Annotated in this window: 13 protein-coding genes; 9 read left to right on the top strand and 4 right to left on the bottom strand. The window is 71.5% G+C overall.

Features of this window, described 5'->3' with window-relative positions; all coding sequences use genetic code 11:
- Positions 1–28: 28 nt before the first annotated feature.
- From ACZ6NZ_RS04145 to ACZ6NZ_RS04135, 3 genes are all read left to right on the top strand, one after another.
- Positions 29–1561 (top strand): acyl-CoA carboxylase subunit beta, encoded by a 1533-nt coding sequence (locus ACZ6NZ_RS04145; protein ID WP_465855539.1) that lies wholly within the window; start codon positions 29–31, stop codon positions 1559–1561.
- 78 nt (positions 1562–1639) lie between these two features.
- A complete protein-coding gene (locus ACZ6NZ_RS04140) occupies positions 1640–2788 on the top strand; it encodes an acyl-CoA dehydrogenase family protein (RefSeq protein WP_238669691.1) in 1149 nt (382 codons plus the stop codon).
- 133 nt (positions 2789–2921) lie between these two features.
- Positions 2922–5573: an ATP-binding protein gene (locus ACZ6NZ_RS04135; protein WP_465855536.1), complete on the top strand. Its 2652-nt coding sequence runs from the start codon at positions 2922–2924 to the stop codon at positions 5571–5573.
- 233 nt (positions 5574–5806) lie between these two features.
- Here ACZ6NZ_RS04135 and ACZ6NZ_RS04130 read toward each other — a convergent pair whose 3' ends face one another.
- Entirely contained in the window at positions 5807–6325 is a 519-nt protein-coding gene (locus ACZ6NZ_RS04130) for a MarR family winged helix-turn-helix transcriptional regulator (protein ID WP_366609962.1), read from the bottom strand.
- A gap of 100 nt (positions 6326–6425) precedes the next feature.
- Here ACZ6NZ_RS04130 and ACZ6NZ_RS04125 point away from each other — a divergent pair, with 100 nt between their 5' ends.
- Both ACZ6NZ_RS04125 and ACZ6NZ_RS04120 read left to right on the top strand, forming a co-directional pair.
- On the top strand, positions 6426–7007 hold the full coding sequence (locus tag ACZ6NZ_RS04125) for a YceI family protein (RefSeq protein ID WP_124858552.1): 582 nt from the start codon (positions 6426–6428) through the stop codon (positions 7005–7007).
- A 312-nt stretch (positions 7008–7319) separates the two neighbouring features.
- Positions 7320–8798, top strand: coding sequence for a glutamate-cysteine ligase family protein (locus ACZ6NZ_RS04120; RefSeq protein WP_465855533.1), 1479 nt, complete (start codon positions 7320–7322; stop codon positions 8796–8798).
- Between the two features lie 143 nt (positions 8799–8941).
- On the opposite strand, the gene ACZ6NZ_RS04115 is transcribed toward ACZ6NZ_RS04120, so the two are convergent.
- Complete coding sequence (locus tag ACZ6NZ_RS04115; protein ID WP_465855531.1) at positions 8942–10366, bottom strand: hypothetical protein; 1425 nt, start codon at positions 10364–10366, stop codon at positions 8942–8944.
- 123 nt (positions 10367–10489) lie between these two features.
- On the opposite strand from ACZ6NZ_RS04115, the gene ACZ6NZ_RS04110 reads away from it, so the two are divergent.
- A complete protein-coding gene (locus ACZ6NZ_RS04110; RefSeq protein WP_465855529.1) occupies positions 10490–11170 on the top strand; it encodes a PASTA domain-containing protein in 681 nt (226 codons plus the stop codon).
- A gap of 162 nt (positions 11171–11332) precedes the next feature.
- Positions 11333–12253: a PASTA domain-containing protein gene (locus ACZ6NZ_RS04105; protein ID WP_465855527.1), complete on the top strand. Its 921-nt coding sequence runs from the start codon at positions 11333–11335 to the stop codon at positions 12251–12253.
- A gap of 7 nt (positions 12254–12260) precedes the next feature.
- Here ACZ6NZ_RS04105 and ACZ6NZ_RS04100 read toward each other — a convergent pair whose 3' ends face one another.
- Together ACZ6NZ_RS04100 and ACZ6NZ_RS04095 are read right to left on the bottom strand one after the other, a co-directional pair.
- The gene (locus ACZ6NZ_RS04100) at positions 12261–12722 is read right to left on the bottom strand and encodes a hypothetical protein (RefSeq protein WP_465855525.1); all 462 of its coding nucleotides are present in this window, start codon (positions 12720–12722) and stop codon (positions 12261–12263) included.
- Positions 12723–12819: 97 nt separating this feature from the next.
- A complete protein-coding gene (locus ACZ6NZ_RS04095; RefSeq protein WP_091396374.1) occupies positions 12820–13104 on the bottom strand; it encodes a hypothetical protein in 285 nt (94 codons plus the stop codon).
- 626 nt (positions 13105–13730) lie between these two features.
- Here ACZ6NZ_RS04095 and ACZ6NZ_RS04090 point away from each other — a divergent pair.
- Entirely contained in the window at positions 13731–14612 is an 882-nt protein-coding gene (locus ACZ6NZ_RS04090) for a helix-turn-helix domain-containing protein (RefSeq protein ID WP_091396372.1), read from the top strand.
- Complete coding sequence (locus tag ACZ6NZ_RS04085) at positions 14582–14803, top strand: DUF397 domain-containing protein (protein ID WP_465855522.1); 222 nt, start codon at positions 14582–14584, stop codon at positions 14801–14803. Before ACZ6NZ_RS04090 ends, ACZ6NZ_RS04085 begins: the two co-directional genes overlap by 31 nt.
- Positions 14804–14861: the final 58 nt, after the last annotated feature.

The following is a 14861-nucleotide window of genomic DNA, read 5'->3' as shown; positions in this document are numbered from 1 at the left end:
TTCAGGTCAGTATGGCGGAGGAGTCGGCGTGACGCTCGACGGTGAAGCACTGGAGCAGCTGCGCAAGCGGGCCCGGTCCGGCGGCGCGGACAAGTACCACGCGGCCAACGCGGCCAAGGGCAAGCTCTTCGCCCGGGAACGGGTCGCGCTCCTGGTCGACGAGGGCTCCTTCGTCGAGGACGGCCTCTACGCCAACACGATGGCCGAAGGGCTGCCCGCCGACGGCGTGGTCACCGGCACCGCCACCATCGACGGCCGACAGGTCTGCCTGATGGCCAACGACTCCACGGTCAAGGCCGGCAGCTGGGGCGCCCGCACCGTCGAAAAGATCATCAGGATCATCGAGCGGGCGTACGGCGCCGGCGTGCCGATGGTCTACCTGGTCGACTCGGCCGGTGCCCGGATCACCGATCAGGTCGATCTCTTTCCCGGTCGGCGTGGCGCCGGCAAGATCTTCTGGAACCAGGTCCGTGCCTCCGGCTCGATCCCACAGGTCTGCGCGCTGTTCGGCCCGAGCGCCGCCGGTGGTGCGTACATCCCGGCGTTCTGCGACGTGGTGGCGCTGGTCGACGGCAACGCCAGCATGTACCTCGGCTCCGACCGGATGGTCGAGATGGTCACCGGCGAGAAGACCACCCTGGAGGCGATGGGCGGGGCGAAGGTGCACACCGCCGAGTCCGGCGTGGGGCACTTCCTCTGCAAGACCGAGGCCGACGCGCTCGACGTCGTGAAGACCTACCTGTCGTACCTGCCGGCGAACTGGACCCAGACGCCGCCGGCCGCGCCGGCCGTCGCCGCGCCCGCGAAGGCCGACCTGGCCGCGCTGGTGCCGGCCAGTGAGCGGCAGGCGTTCGACATGCGGCGGTACGCCAAGGGCCTGCTCGACGAGGGCTCGTTCTTCGAGATCCAGGCGTTGTGGGCCAAGGAGCTGACCATCGGCTTCGGCCGCCTCGACGGCCAGGTCGTCGGTGTGGTCGGCAACAACTCGATGTTCAAGGGTGGTGTGCTCTTCGTCGACTCGGCCGACAAGGCCACCCGGTTCGTGCAGCTCTGCGACGCGTTCAACGTGCCGCTGCTGTTCCTCAGCGACGTACCCGGCTTCATGGTCGGCAGCGCGGTGGAGAAGCAGGGCATCATCCGGCACGGCGCCAAGATGATCACCGCGATCTCCGAGGCGACGGTTCCGAAGATCTGCGTGGTGGTCCGCAAGGCGTACGGCGCCGGTCTCTACGCGATGGCCGGGCCCGGGTTCGAGCCGGACGCCACGATCGCGCTGCCGACCGCGAAGATCGCCGTGATGGGCGCCGAGGCCGCCGTGAACGCCGTCTACGCCAACAAGATCGCCGCCATCGCGGACGAGGAGGACCGGGCCGCCTTCGTCGCCGCCAAGCGGGCCGAGTACGAGCAGGACATCGACGTCGTCCGGTTGGCCAGCGAGCTGGTGGTGGACGCCATCGTCGAGCCGCACGACCTGCGCACCGAGCTGGTCCGTCGATTCGCGGCGGCCCGTACCAAGGATCGGCACTTCTCCCGCCGTCGGCACGGCGTCACCCCGGTCTGACCATCGACCCGGGCCCGCACAGCGACCCGCCTTCGGCGTCACGAGCGCCGGGGCGGACCGTCCTTACAGGAGGATGAGATGGACTTCCGGCTCACCGACGAACAAGCGGCGCTGCGCGAGAGCGTGCGGGAATTCGCCCGCGAGGTGATCGCCCCGGTCATCGCCGAGCACTACGAGCAGCACACCTTCCCGTACGAGGTGATCCGGCAGATGGGCAAGATGGGCCTGTTCGGTCTGCCCTTCGCCGAGGAGCACGGCGGCATGGGCGGCGACTACTTCGCGCTCTGCCTGGCCCTGGAGGAGCTGGCCCGGGTCGACTCCAGCGTGGCCATCACCCTGGAGGCGGCGGTCTCGCTGGGCGCGATGCCGATCTACCGCTTCGGCACCGAGGAGCAGAAGGCGACCTGGCTGCCCCGGTTGCTCAGCGGCGAGGCGCTGGCCGGCTTCGGTCTCACCGAACCGGGCACCGGCTCGGACGCCGCCGGCACCCAGACCCGGGCGGTGCTGGACGGCGACGAGTGGGTGATCAACGGGTCGAAGGCGTTCATCACCAACTCGGGTACCGACATCACCGCCATGGTCACCGTCACCGCGGTGACGGGCACGAACCCGGACGGCTCCAAGGAGTTGTCGACGATCATCGTGCCCACCGGAACGCCCGGTTTCGCCGTCGCGCCCGGATACTCCAAGGTGGGCTGGACCGCCTCGGACACCCACGAGCTGACCTTCGACGACTGCCGGGTGCCGGCCGCCAACCTGCTCGGCGCCCGGGGTCGGGGCTTCGCGCAGTTCCTGCGAATCCTCGACGAGGGCCGGATCGCGATCGCCGCGCTCGCCGTCGGCCTCGCGCAAGGCTGTGTCGACGAGTCGATCAAGTACGCGAAGGAGCGGCACGCCTTCGGTCAGCCGATCGGCGCCAACCAGGCCATCCAGTTCAAGATCGCCGACATGGAGCTGAAGGCGCACACCGCTCGCCTCGCGTACTACGACGCCGCCGCCCGGATGCTGGCCGGCGAGCCGTTCAAGCGGCAGGCCGCCATCGCCAAACTGCACGCCAGCACGATCGCCGTGGACAACGCCCGGGAGGCCACCCAGATCCACGGCGGGTACGGCTTCATGAACGAGTACCCGGTCGCCCGGTTCTGGCGGGACTCCAAGATCTTGGAGATCGGCGAGGGCACCAGCGAGGTGCAACGAATGATCATCGCTCGCGATCTGGGCCTCTGAGCGGCCCAGCCGAACTGATCGCCCGGTCGTTCCGGACGGGCTGTCCGTACGGCTGTCGGGTTTCGGCGAGCGGGCGTCAGTAGCCCGACGTTCGACTGCCGACGGTCGTAGTCCATCCGTACTCTTCGAGCCCATGACTCCGGATCATGAGTGGTCGCGGAGCCCGGCTGGACGTGCCGCCCTGCCGGAGCTGCTCCGCGGGCATCGACGCGCCGCCGGCCTCACCCAGGCCGAGCTGGCGTCCCGGGCCGGGGTGGGTGTGCGGACGGTGCGTGACCTGGAGCGTGGCCGGTCGAACCGGCCACAACGCACCACTGTGGAACTGCTGGCCGGCGCGCTGGCGCTCACCGGCACCAGCCGGACGGCGTTCCTGGCCGCTGCCCGGGGCGCCGGTGCCGAAGCGGCCTCGGACGCCACCTCGACGGCGATCGCGGTCGGCGGGAACGCCACGTCGGCCGCCACCCCCGCCGACAGGTCGGTCGCGCTCCCGCCGCCGGTGGAGTTGATCGGCCGGGAGCGCGACCTCACCGAGCTGGCCGACATGCTGACCGCGGAGCGAGGACCCCGGTTGGTGAGCCTCGTCGGGTTGGCCGGCGTCGGAAAGACAGCCCTGGCGACGTCGGTGGCGCACCTGGTCGCCGCCGCCCACCCGGCCGGTGTCGCCGGGGTGCTGGTGGGCGAGGGCGCCGACGGTCCGGACGTGCTCGCCGCCTCGATGTCCGTGCTCGGCGTGGCGCGCCTGTCCGAACTCGTGGCGCTGCTCGCCGGGCGGCCGACGCTGCTGGTGATGGACGCGGTGGAGCGGGCCCCGGGCCCGGTCGCCGCGACCCTGCACCGGTTGCTCGGAGCGCTGCCCTCGCTGCGGGTGCTGGTCACCGGGCGGCACCCGGTCGGGCTGCCCGGCGAGCGGGTCTGGCCGGTCGCGCCCCTCGACGTGCCACCACCGGAGGCCGAGCACTCCGGACTCGAATCGTGGCCGGCTGTCGCGTTGTTCACCGCCCGGCTCGCCCAGGTCCGCCGGGAGCCGCCCACCGCCGCTGAGCTGCCGGCGCTCGCCGCGTTGGTGCGCCGGTTGGGCGGGCTGCCGTTGGCCATCGAGCTGATGGCCGCCCGGGGCCGTCTCCTCGACCTCACCGAACTGCTCGACAGGTACGGCGACCGGGTGCTCGACCTGGCCACGCCCGCGGACGCGTCCGCCCGGCCGGCCTGGGACACACCGGAGGCGCTCGGCACCCGGAGGAGCGGACCCGACACCAGCGCGGCTGTCTCGGTCGCCGTCACCCTGCGGGACGCGGTGGCGTTCAGCTACCGGCTGTTGGCGTCCGATGAACAGGCCGCGTTGCGGCAACTGGCCGTCTTCGGCAACCGCTGGTCGGTCGAGTTGGCCGAGGAGATGCTCGCCGACGAGGCCGACCGGGACGGCACCGTGGCGATCGATCCGGTTCCACTGTTGGATCGCTTGGTCGAGTTGGGGCTGCTGAGCGTACGCGGAACCGGGTCGTTCCGGTTCCGGCTGCTCGACGCGGTCCGGGACTACGCCGTCGAGCAGGCGGCCGGTGGAGGTGAGCTGACCTGTATCCGGCGTCGACACGCGGAGGTCATCGCGCGCCTGGTCGCCCGTACCGCCAGTGACCTGATCGGCCCACGGTTACCCGACGCGGTGCACCGGCTGGACGAGATGAGCAGCGACATCAGCTCGTCGTTGGCCCACGCGGCCACCGACGACCCGTTGACGGCGCTGCGGCTGGCGGCCTGTCTGACCCGCTGGTGGCGGTTCCGCGGACGCGACGTCGTCGGGCGGCAGTGGTTGCGGCGGCTGCTGGCGGACCCGCGCACCGCCGACGCCGATCCTCTCCTGCGTGGCTGGGCCGCCCTCGGCGTCGCCCGGCTGGCGGCGGAGCACGGCGCTGGCGCCGAGGAGTTGTCGACCGCCCGTGCGGCGTTGGACGCCTTTCGGCGGGCCGGCGACGTCACCGGGGAATTGGAGGCGCGAAACGTGCTCGGCACCCTGCTGATCTCCGTCCGGCGGCAGGACGAGGCTCGCGAGCAGGCCGAGGCGCTGCTGCGGTTGGCCGCCCGCAACGGGCGGACCCGGGACCTGGCGGTGGCCCAGAACAGCCTCGCCTGGCACGAGATCCGCGCTGGCGATCTGGCTGCGGCCCGCCGCCGACTCGCCGCGGTGGACCGACTCGCCGCCGAGAGTGGGGAGCAGCGACTGCGGGTGCTGGGCTGGGCCAATCGAGCCGAGGTCGCCCGACTGGAGGGCTGGTACGCGGACGCCATCGACCGTGGCCGGCGAGCGATCGCGGCTCTGTCCGAGCTGGGTGATCCCGGGGGTCGCCGTCGGGTGCTCGGGACCGTCGGGTTGGCGCTCGCCCAGGACGGGCGGGCCGCGGACGCGACCGCGGTGCTCACCGAGTTGCGCGCCGGGGGCGGAGAGGCGCTGCCGGCGCGGCGGACCGTGCCGCGACCGCGTTCGGACGACGAAGCGCTGGCCTGGGGTGGTCCGGAGGCCGGGCTCTGTGCGCTGATCGAGGGGAACCTGGCGCTGCACCGGGGGGATCGCGAGTTGGCTGCCGAGTGGTTCGCGTCCGCCGCCGACCATGCGGGGCAGGATCGCCGTGACGTGGTGGAGGCGCTGGTTGGCCTGGCTGCGAGCACTGCGGACCCGTCGGTGCTCGATCGACTGGACCGGGCCTGTGTGGAGAGCGGCATCCGGCTGTTGCCGCAGGAGTCGGGACTGCTCTACGCGCTGATCGCCGCCCGGGGTGGACCGGCTCAGTAGCCCCGCGCTCGCCCGGAGCGGATCGCGGCGGGAGAGTGGCGCGGGCGAAGAGCCCCCTTTGGTGCTACCCCTCGCTGCTCGCCCGCGCCGTCACCCCCCGGTGATCCCCGGTGCCGGAAGCCTGCCACCGCTGGGGTGGCGGAAAGTCGGCTTGGACCGAATCCTCCAGCTTGGCTGGATCAGTTCTGCCGGTCTTTCTGCCGCTGCCGCCGTCCGACGACGGGTGGTGGTGGTCAGCGCCGTCGGGTGGCGTCGTCGGTGGCGGCGGCCTGCTCCGGGCTGACGTCGTCACTGCCGGCGGTGGCGCACGGATGGGCGGCGTCGCGGACGCGGCGCAACCCGTCCAGGAGCGCCACCAGCGCATCCGGGTCGAGTTGCCCGGTGAACCACTGCTCGATCATCTGTAGGTGCCCGGGCAGCGTCTCGTTGAGGCGTTGCATCCCGGCGGCGGTGACCACCGCGTACGAGCTGCGGCGGTCGTTCGGGCAGGCCCGGCGGGTCAGCAACCCGTCGCGCTCCATCCGGTCCACGACGCGGGTCACGCCGCTTGTCGACAGGGAGGTCTGTGCGGCAAGGTCGGTCATGCGTAGTTGGTTGCCCGGCGAGCGGGCCAGTCGCGTGATGACCTCGAACTCGACCGCGGAGAGGCCGTGCTCCTCGAGTTGGGCGTTGAACCGGGCGGACAGCCCGGCGTGTGCCTCGAAGAGCAGGCCGACGGCGGTGATCCGGGGATCGTCGAAGACGTTGGTCACTCGTTCATCATACCAGTGCTTGACACCGGGAATATTGTTGCGGTTATAGTTGCTCAGGCAGTCGTTGGGCTATTAAACAATCCCCCTGGAGGACAGCAGCATGACCAGCAGCATCGAGACGGTTACCCGCGACTGGGACGGCCTCACCATCCCGGCGGCCGGCACCTACGCGCTCGACGTGGCGCACAAGCGGGTCGGCTTCGTTGCCCGGCACATGATGGTGAGCAAGGTTCGCGGTGAGTTCAACGACGCGACCGCCACCATCACCGTCGCCGAGGACCCGCTGCAGTCGTCGGTCGTCGCCACCATTCAGGCCGCCAGCGTCGACACCACCCAGGCCGACCGGGACGCGCACCTGCGCAGCCCCGAGTTCCTGGACGCCGAGAAGTTCCCGACGCTCGAGTTCCGCAGCACCGGGGTCAAGTCCCGTCGCGGCAGCGAGTTCGTGCTCACCGGTGAGCTGACCATCAAGGACGTCACCCGTCCGGTCGAGCTGGAGGTGGAGTTCGAGGGTGTCGGCCGCAGCCCGTTCGGCCAGGACATCTTCGGCTTCTCCGCGAGCACCGAGATCGACCGCGAGGAGTTCGGCCTGACCTGGAACGTCGCCCTGGAGACCGGGGGCGTGCTGGTCAGCCGCAAGATCAAGATCGAGATCGAGGGCGAGGCCGTCCGTCAGGCCTGATCGCCGGGGATCGCCGGAGGGCCAGGGGAATCCTCCCGGCGATCCGGTACGCAGGGCCCGCGCCGCTCGTCGGCGCGGGCCCTGCGTCGTTCCCACTGGTGGTGGTAATTGTCACGGGTTGTTCGCACCGTTTTCGGGTCCAGCCCGTCGACGACGGGGTACAGATGGCGCCACGAGCGCGTCCGCCCCGTCGACGTCGGATCATCGCCGTCGGCCTCTGGCCCCGGTCAGGTGGGCGCTCTTACCGTGGATGCTTCACAAAGCGCTTCCGGGACGGCATGATCCCGACCGCGCCGGCCGTCGGGAGGACACATGGGCAGGGACGTCTCAGAGGGCGCCTTCACCCGGGATGATCGCGTCCGGTATCGGCAGAAGGTGCGGCGGTGCCTGGACGTCTTCGCCCTGATGCTGGACGACTTCGGCTTCGACGCCGACCGGCCGATGACCGGCCTCGAGATCGAGCTCAACCTGGTCGACTCGGCCGCCGAACCGGCGATGCGCAACGAGGAGATCCTCGCCGACATCGCGGACCCCCTCTTCCAGACCGAACTGGGGCAGTTCAACCTGGAACTCAACGCCGAGCCCCGACTCATCGAGGGCACCGGCTTCGCCGACTACGAACACGACCTGCGCGGCAGCCTCACCCGGGCCGACGAGCGTGCCGCCAGGTCCGACGCGAAGATCGTCCTGGTCGGCATCCTGCCCACCCTCACCGAGGGGCACCTGGTCGAGGACAACCTCTCCACCAACGAGCGTTACCGGGTGCTCAACGACCAGATCGTCGGCGCCCGGGGCGAGGACATCGAGCTGGACATCCGCGGCGTCGAGCAGTTGCGCACGCACACCGACTCGATCGCCCCCGAGGCCGCCTGCACGAGCCTCCAGTTCCACCTCCAGGTCGCCCCGGACAGCTTCGCCGACTATTGGAACGCCTCCCAGGCCATCGCGGGGGTGCAGGTGGCGGTCGGGGCGAACAGCCCCTTCCTGTACGGCCGCCAACTGTGGGCCGAAACGCGGATCGCCCTGTTCCAGCAGGCCACCGACACCCGTCCGGACGAGCTGAAGGCCCAGGGCGTACGGCCGCGGGTGTGGTTCGGCGAACGGTGGATCACCTCGATCTTCGACCTGTTCGAGGAGAACGTCCGGTACTTCCCGCCGCTGCTGCCGATCTGCGAGGACGAGGACCCGGTGGAGGTCCTGCACGCCGGCGGTGTGCCGCAGCTCGGGGAGTTGCGGTTGCACAACGGCACGGTCTACCGGTGGAACCGTCCGGTCTACGACATCATGAACGGCCGACCCCATCTGCGGGTGGAGAACCGGGTGCTGCCGGCCGGTCCGACTGTGGTGGACATGCTGGCCAACGCGGCCTTCTACTTCGGGCTGGTGCGCGGCCTGGCCGAGGCCGACCGCCCGATCTGGAGCCAACTCACCTTCAGCTCCGCCGAGGAGAACTTCCACGCCGCCGCCCGACGTGGCCTCGACGCCGTGCTGCACTGGCCCGGGCTCGGCGACGTGCCGGTCACCAAGCTGGTGCTGGACCAACTACTGCCCACCGCCGCCACCGGCCTGGACGGGTTCGGCGTCGCCCCGGCACAGCGGGACCGGCTGCTCGACATCATCGAGCAGCGCTGCCGTACCGGCCGCAACGGCGCCGTCTGGCAGACCGAGGCGGTCTGGGCGGCGGAGCGGCACCACGGCATGGACCGGACGGCCGCGCTGCACCACATGGTCCAGCGCTACGCCGAACTCCAGCGCACCAACGAGCCCGTCCACACCTGGCCAACCACCTAACCCCCCCCGCACTCCCACCCCACCCACCCCCACCCACCCCACGAAGCGCGTTGATCATGAAGTTGTTGCCATGACACGCCGAGCAAGTAGCAATAACTTCATGATCAACAGGGTGAGGGGCGGGTGCGGGCGGCCGGGCGGGGTTAGTCGGTGGTGGGGCGGCGGGCTGCGCGGGTGCGGCGGCTGCCCGGTGCCGGGTCCTCCGTCGTGGATCCGGCGGGAGGGGTCGGATCCGTGTGGTCAGGGTCCTTGCGCGGCGCGGGCACCTGCGGTGCGGCGGTGGCTTCGCCCGGCAGCGAGCCCGTCCTGGGCATCTGCGACGGAACGCTGGCCCTCCTGCGTCGCCCCGTGGTTCCGGCCGTCGAGGCCGAGGCTGCGGCAGTTGACGCCGTGGGTTCGGTCGTCGAGTCGGAGAGCGGCGGCGCGGGGTCGGTCCCGGTCGCCGGGGCCGGCTCGGTCAGCGCGTCCCGAGCGACGGCGCTGCGCCGGGGCGGGCGGCTCTGTTCGGCCGGGCGGTTGCGGTCACTCCGCTCAGCGAGGCGGGCGGCCAGCACCGAGCCGCCGATACCGGCGATCACCGCGTACGGGGCGATCAGCTGGGTGGACAACTGCGCAGGGCCCAGCGTCGACCAGTGCGGCAGGGTGGTCAGGTAGGCGAGCGCGACGAGCACCGGGCCCACCGCGCCGGAGGCCGCCGCACCCACCCGGTGTCCTCCCGAGCGGGCGGACCGCCGGGCGGCCAGTACGCCGATCAGCAGCGCGGGCACCAGTGCCAGCAGCGCACCGGGCCAGTAGAGCTGGCCCCCGATCCAGTACCGGGCGTGGTCCGGGTCGAACTGCCAGGTACCGAGTTGCGCACCGGTCAGCCCTCGTCCGACGCGTACCCCGTCGACGACGGAGATCACCGCGAGCAGCCAGAGCCAGGCGGCCGTCGCTGTCACGTTGACCGCGACGGCTCGGGAGCGAAGCGCCCAGATCGCGACGAGGACGCCGATCAGGATGCCCAGCGTCGCCTGCACGGCGGCCGTGCGTTGCGGGGTGCCGGTGTCCGCGCCGGTCGCGACCCGCGCGGGTACCGCGATCAACAGGACGGTGACCAGCCCGCCCAGCCCGGCGCCGAGCGCCACTGCCACCCGGCGCAGCAGGCCGTCGTTGACCGGCGGCTCGGCGGCCGCTGGTGAAGTGCCTGCTCCCTCCGGGCGGGCGGTGCCGACGACCGGTACAGGGGCGTCGACACCGCTGGCGTGCTCCGGCCGCCGCTCGTCGAGCCGCAGGCCCTCGTGAGGGGCGGCATCGTCCGGCGAGGTTTCCGGCGGGATCACTGTCTTCGCCGGGGCGTTGCGTTGGTGCAGCCGCTGCGCGCAGACCGCGCCGAGGACCGTCGAACTGGCGGCGAGCCAGGTGGCCCAGGCGAGGCCGTCCGCCCAGGCTGTGTCGGTCGCGCCGGCATCGGTGGGCGTCCAGGTGATGACGCCGAGCCCGTAGCCGAAGCCCAGTTGTGCGGCACCCGCGCCGGCAGCGACCCCGATTGCCGTCGCGATCGACACTCCCCAGCCCTGTCTGGCCATGCCGGGCAGCGTAACGTCCCGTCGTCGGCCCGGCGAGTCGCAAGGACCCGCCGGTGTGGACCGCCGGTGCGGGCGGGTTGGGCGGCGGGCGGTACGGTCGCCGGTGATGAGGCGGTGGGCGTTATGACGGACACGAACACGGGCCAGCGGAATGCCGCCGGTGGCGGTGCGGGCCGGGCCAGCGTCGTGCTCGGCGGCGGGTTGGCGGCGGTGCTGCTCGCCGCCGTGGGTGCGACCGGCGGCTGGTTGCTGGCCGGCGAGGAAGAGCCATCCTCTGGTGAACCGCTGGCCGTTGCGACCACGGCTGGCGCGACGACCACCCGGCCCACCGCACCCCGGCCGAGCAGCGGCCGGCCGACGCCGTCGGCGGTCCAGACCTCCGCGACCCCGACCAGGGCGGCCGGCCTGACCGTGCCGCCGGTGATCGGCACCGACTTCGAGCAGGCCCGGGAAACGCTGCGCAAGCAGCGGCTCGGCTGGCGGCTGGTCTTCGGTGGCGGCGTCGGCCGCACGGTGGAGAGCACCACGCCGGACGTGGGCACCGAGGTCGCCCGGGGGACGACTGTGCAACTACAGGTCGCGGGGCCGGCGCCGGCCGCCGAGGTGCCGGACGTGGTCGGCGAGAGTTGCGCCGATGCCGCCGACGAGTTGGTCGACGAGGGCCTCTACCCGCGCTACCTCAGCGGACGTACTGGAAAGGTCAGCCGGCAGGAGCCCGCCGAGGACGGCCCGGCCCGGTGGAACGACCAGGTCAGCATCTGGTGTGGCTCCGACGGCCAGCCGACCCCGAAACCCACTCCCTGATTCCGGGACGGAGGTTCGCGCCTCTCCTCTCGGCCGGTACCCGACCTGTCTCGCCGACAGCCGGCGCGGCTCGGCACGCTGATCCCCGCCGATGGCGCTGTGGGCGACTAGGTTGGCGGTCGAGGGCCATGACGCCCGTCCGGGTTCGGGGAAGGACGTGCGATGAGCGACGACCGCCAGGAGCCTCCCGCCGACGAGCACGACGACGACCGGACCCGACCCCTGCCCTCGGCCCCTGATCGGCCGGGTCCGACCGGGCCCGCCGCCGGACCGGACGAGACGGCACCGATCGACCGGACCGTCCCGGCGCGTCCTGATCTTTCGCCCGACCAGACCATGCCGATCGACCGGACCGCCGGCACGCAGCCGGGCCCGCCGGCCGACGAGACCATGCCGATCGACCGGTCCGCCGGCACGCAGCCGGGCCCGCCGCCCGACCAGACCATGCCGATCGACCGGTCCGCCGGCACCCGGTCGGGCCCGCCGGCCGACCGGACGGCGCCGATACCGCCGGCCTGGGCCGGTCGAGCCGAGGTGCGCTCGCCCCGACCGGATGACGCCGGCGGTGAGTGGTACGTCGAGGAGCAGGGCGGTCGGCGGTGGTGGTCCCCGATTCTCTGGGGCGTACTGGCGCTGCTGCTGGCCGGCCTGCTCGGAGGCGCGCTCTGGGTGGTGCTCGCCCAGCAGGACGACGACCGGAACGATCGCGGACCAACCCCGTCGCCCCCGCCGACCACTGCCCCCAGCGTCCCGCCGACCAGCGCAGCCCCCACGTCGGCGGCGCCCACCAGTGAGTCGCCGAGCAGTTCGCCGACCACGGACGCGCCGGAGGAACTGCCGGTGCCACCGCTGGCCGGCCTGCCGCAGGCCACCGCCGAAGGGCTGTTGGCTCGGCTCGGCCTGACCTACCGGGTGGTGTACCGCCCGTCGGAGCTGTCACCGGGCACCGTGGTGGGCACCGAGCCGGAGGCCGGCACGTCGGTCTCCACCGACGACGAGGTGTTGTTGATCATCTCCCAGGCGCCGCCCTCGACCGGGGCGAGCCCGACCACGCCGAGCCCCACGGTGACGAGCACGCCGTGACCGCTGGTCACCACATCCGGCGGCGGGTGCCGACGAGGCCGATGCCGGCCAGTGAGATGGCGAGGCCGAAGATGCCGGACCAGAAGAGGGAATGGCGGATGTCCGTGGCGCTGTGCCCAGCCGGAGCGGCCTCGGTGAGTTCCTGACGGCCGTCGGACTGGCCGCCGGCACCGAGGCCGGACACCGGCCCGGTTCGGTCGGTGCCGCCAGCCCGATCGGCCGGGGAGTCGGCGTCGGTCCAGCCGGGTTTCTCGTCGACCGCCTGACCGTCGACCGTCGGCGGGTCGGAGTCGAGCACGGTGATCTCCGGTGCGGGCACCGGCGCGGTCAGCCGGGTGGACGACATCGCCGGGTCTCGGACGAGGACCAGGAGTGTCGCCATCGCCCCGAGGAGGGCGAGGAGTCCGAAGGCATAGGCGATACGGGAGCGGTGGTGCCGCCGCAGGGCGGGCTGATTGACCATGACCATCCCAGGGTCAGGGTCCTGGACGAGCGGGTGGAACGTGCCGGGGTGGGCGTACCGATTCTATGGCGACGGCACGCCCACCGGCGGCGGTTCGGGTCGGTCAGCCCACCCGGAGCGGGGTACGCGCGACCGGACGGCGGGCCCGCACGGTGTGCGGACGAGGTTCTGGGGCGGCCTGCAGTTGCTGCAACCCTTCCCGCTGGACGAAGATCGACCGTCGGGTGACAGCGTCGCCCGCGGCGTTCAACTCGTAGCCGTCGAGCCAGAGCCAGCCGTCATAGGTCGGCCAGTCGAGGACCCGGATCACCCGGAACTTGATCGGCCGGAGGAACTGGACACTCGCCGCGCGTGTCACATGCAGTACGTCACCGGTGCGGGGAAGCACATGGGCTCCTGGGGAGGATCGGCCGGCGGTGGCGCCGGCGGTGCCTGAACGATGGACGTCTCGGCCGGTGACGGGGTCGTGCCTCGTGAACCGGTGGTGCGGATGGCGGTGGTCGGGCCGTACCCCGCTGGTGACGTGCCGTCACCCGACCACCACCCGGTTGCTTCCGGGACCGCGCCCGCCGCCGCAGCTTGCCGGCTTGCAGCGGCGGGGTCCTTACCCCGGAGCAGGTCGCGTTGTCGTCGGCCGGGCCCGCGTCGTGCCCGGCTTCCCCGAGGCGGTGGGGTCACCACTCCGAGGGACCGAACGGAGACGCTGAGTGATCCGAGCCATACGGACAGAGTGCATCAGGGACGTGCTTCATGCAAGTTGCACGTCGACTTTTGCCGATACGTGAGCGTGTCGCGCGAAAGGCCTATTGAAGCCATCCGCGTCCGGGCGGCAGACTGGGGACCGGTTTCGCCCGTCGCGGCCGGCCGAGGACCGGCACCACTCCCCTTCGTCGCGAACGCTCGCCGGTCGACGGTCGCGCCCCCGGCGGGTGTCACCCAGTGGCGCGTTACCGGAGGTAGCCCGAGTGGGGTCGAGCAGCCAGCGGCGGAGACCAGTGACTCACGGGTTGCGCGATGAGTGAGCGGCGCAGTCCCACCATCAGACGGCGGCGGCTCGGGGCCGAGCTGCGTCGCCAGCGGGAGTCCGCCGGAATCACCATCGAGGTGGTCGCCGAACAGTTGGAGTGCTCGGCGTCCAAGGTCTCCCGGATCGAGACCGGGCACACCACGGCCACCCCACGCGACGTGCGGGACATGCTGCGGATCTACGGCGTCGTCGGCGCCGAGAGCGACGAGCTCGTGCAGATCGCCCGTGAGGCCCGCCAGAAGGGCTGGTGGCACCCCTACAGCACCGTGCTCGTCGGCGCGTACGTCGGGCTGGAGGCGGCGGCCAGTTCGATCCGGGCGTACGAACAGCAGGTCGTTCCGGGTCTTCTGGAGACCGAGGAGTACGCCGGTGCCATGATCCGTGCCGCACGGCCGGACTTCACCGCCGATCAGGTACATCAAAGAGTGCGTGTCCGTTTGGGCCGTCAGTCGTTATTGACCCAGGACGATCCGGTCGATCTGTGGGTGGTGCTCGATGAGGCGGTGGTAAGTCGGCCGGTGGGCGGGGACGAGGTGATGCGCGGTCAACTCAAGCGGTTGGTCGAGGTGGCCGAGTTGCCGAACGTGACGCTGCAGATCCTGCCCTTCGAGGTGGGTGCGCATGCCGGCATGGACGGCACGTTCACGATCCTCAGCTTCCCTGAGCCCGGTGATCCGGATGTTGTGTACGCGGAGAACGCCACGGGTGGGCTCTTCCTCGAGAAGAGCGACGAACTACAGAAGTACAGCTTCATCTTCGATCACATCCGCGCTGCGGCCATACGTCCGGAGGAGTCCGTCGCACACATCGCAAAACTGGCAGAGGAGCCGTTGTGGAAATGGCGACCAAAGGGTTCCCCGTGGACCTGACGCAGGCAGCATGGTTCAAGAGCTCGAAGAGCGGGCCGAACTGTGACAACTGCGTGGAGGTGGCGTACGTGACGGGCGCGGTCGGAGTGCGGGACTCGAAGGACAAGGCGGGCCCCGCCCTGGTCTTCGCACCGGGTGACTGGCACGCCTTCGTTTCAGGCACCCGGGGTGGTGTGTTCGGCGCGGTCTGACCGACTGGTCAGTGGAGTCCCCGTCCGGTTCGCCGGACGGGGACTTCGCCGCGTCCGG

The organism is Micromonospora sp. NPDC047756 (genome assembly GCF_055587245.1).
The sequence above is the reverse complement of the archived record's forward strand: the minus strand, read 5'-3'. Positions and strand labels throughout refer to the sequence as shown.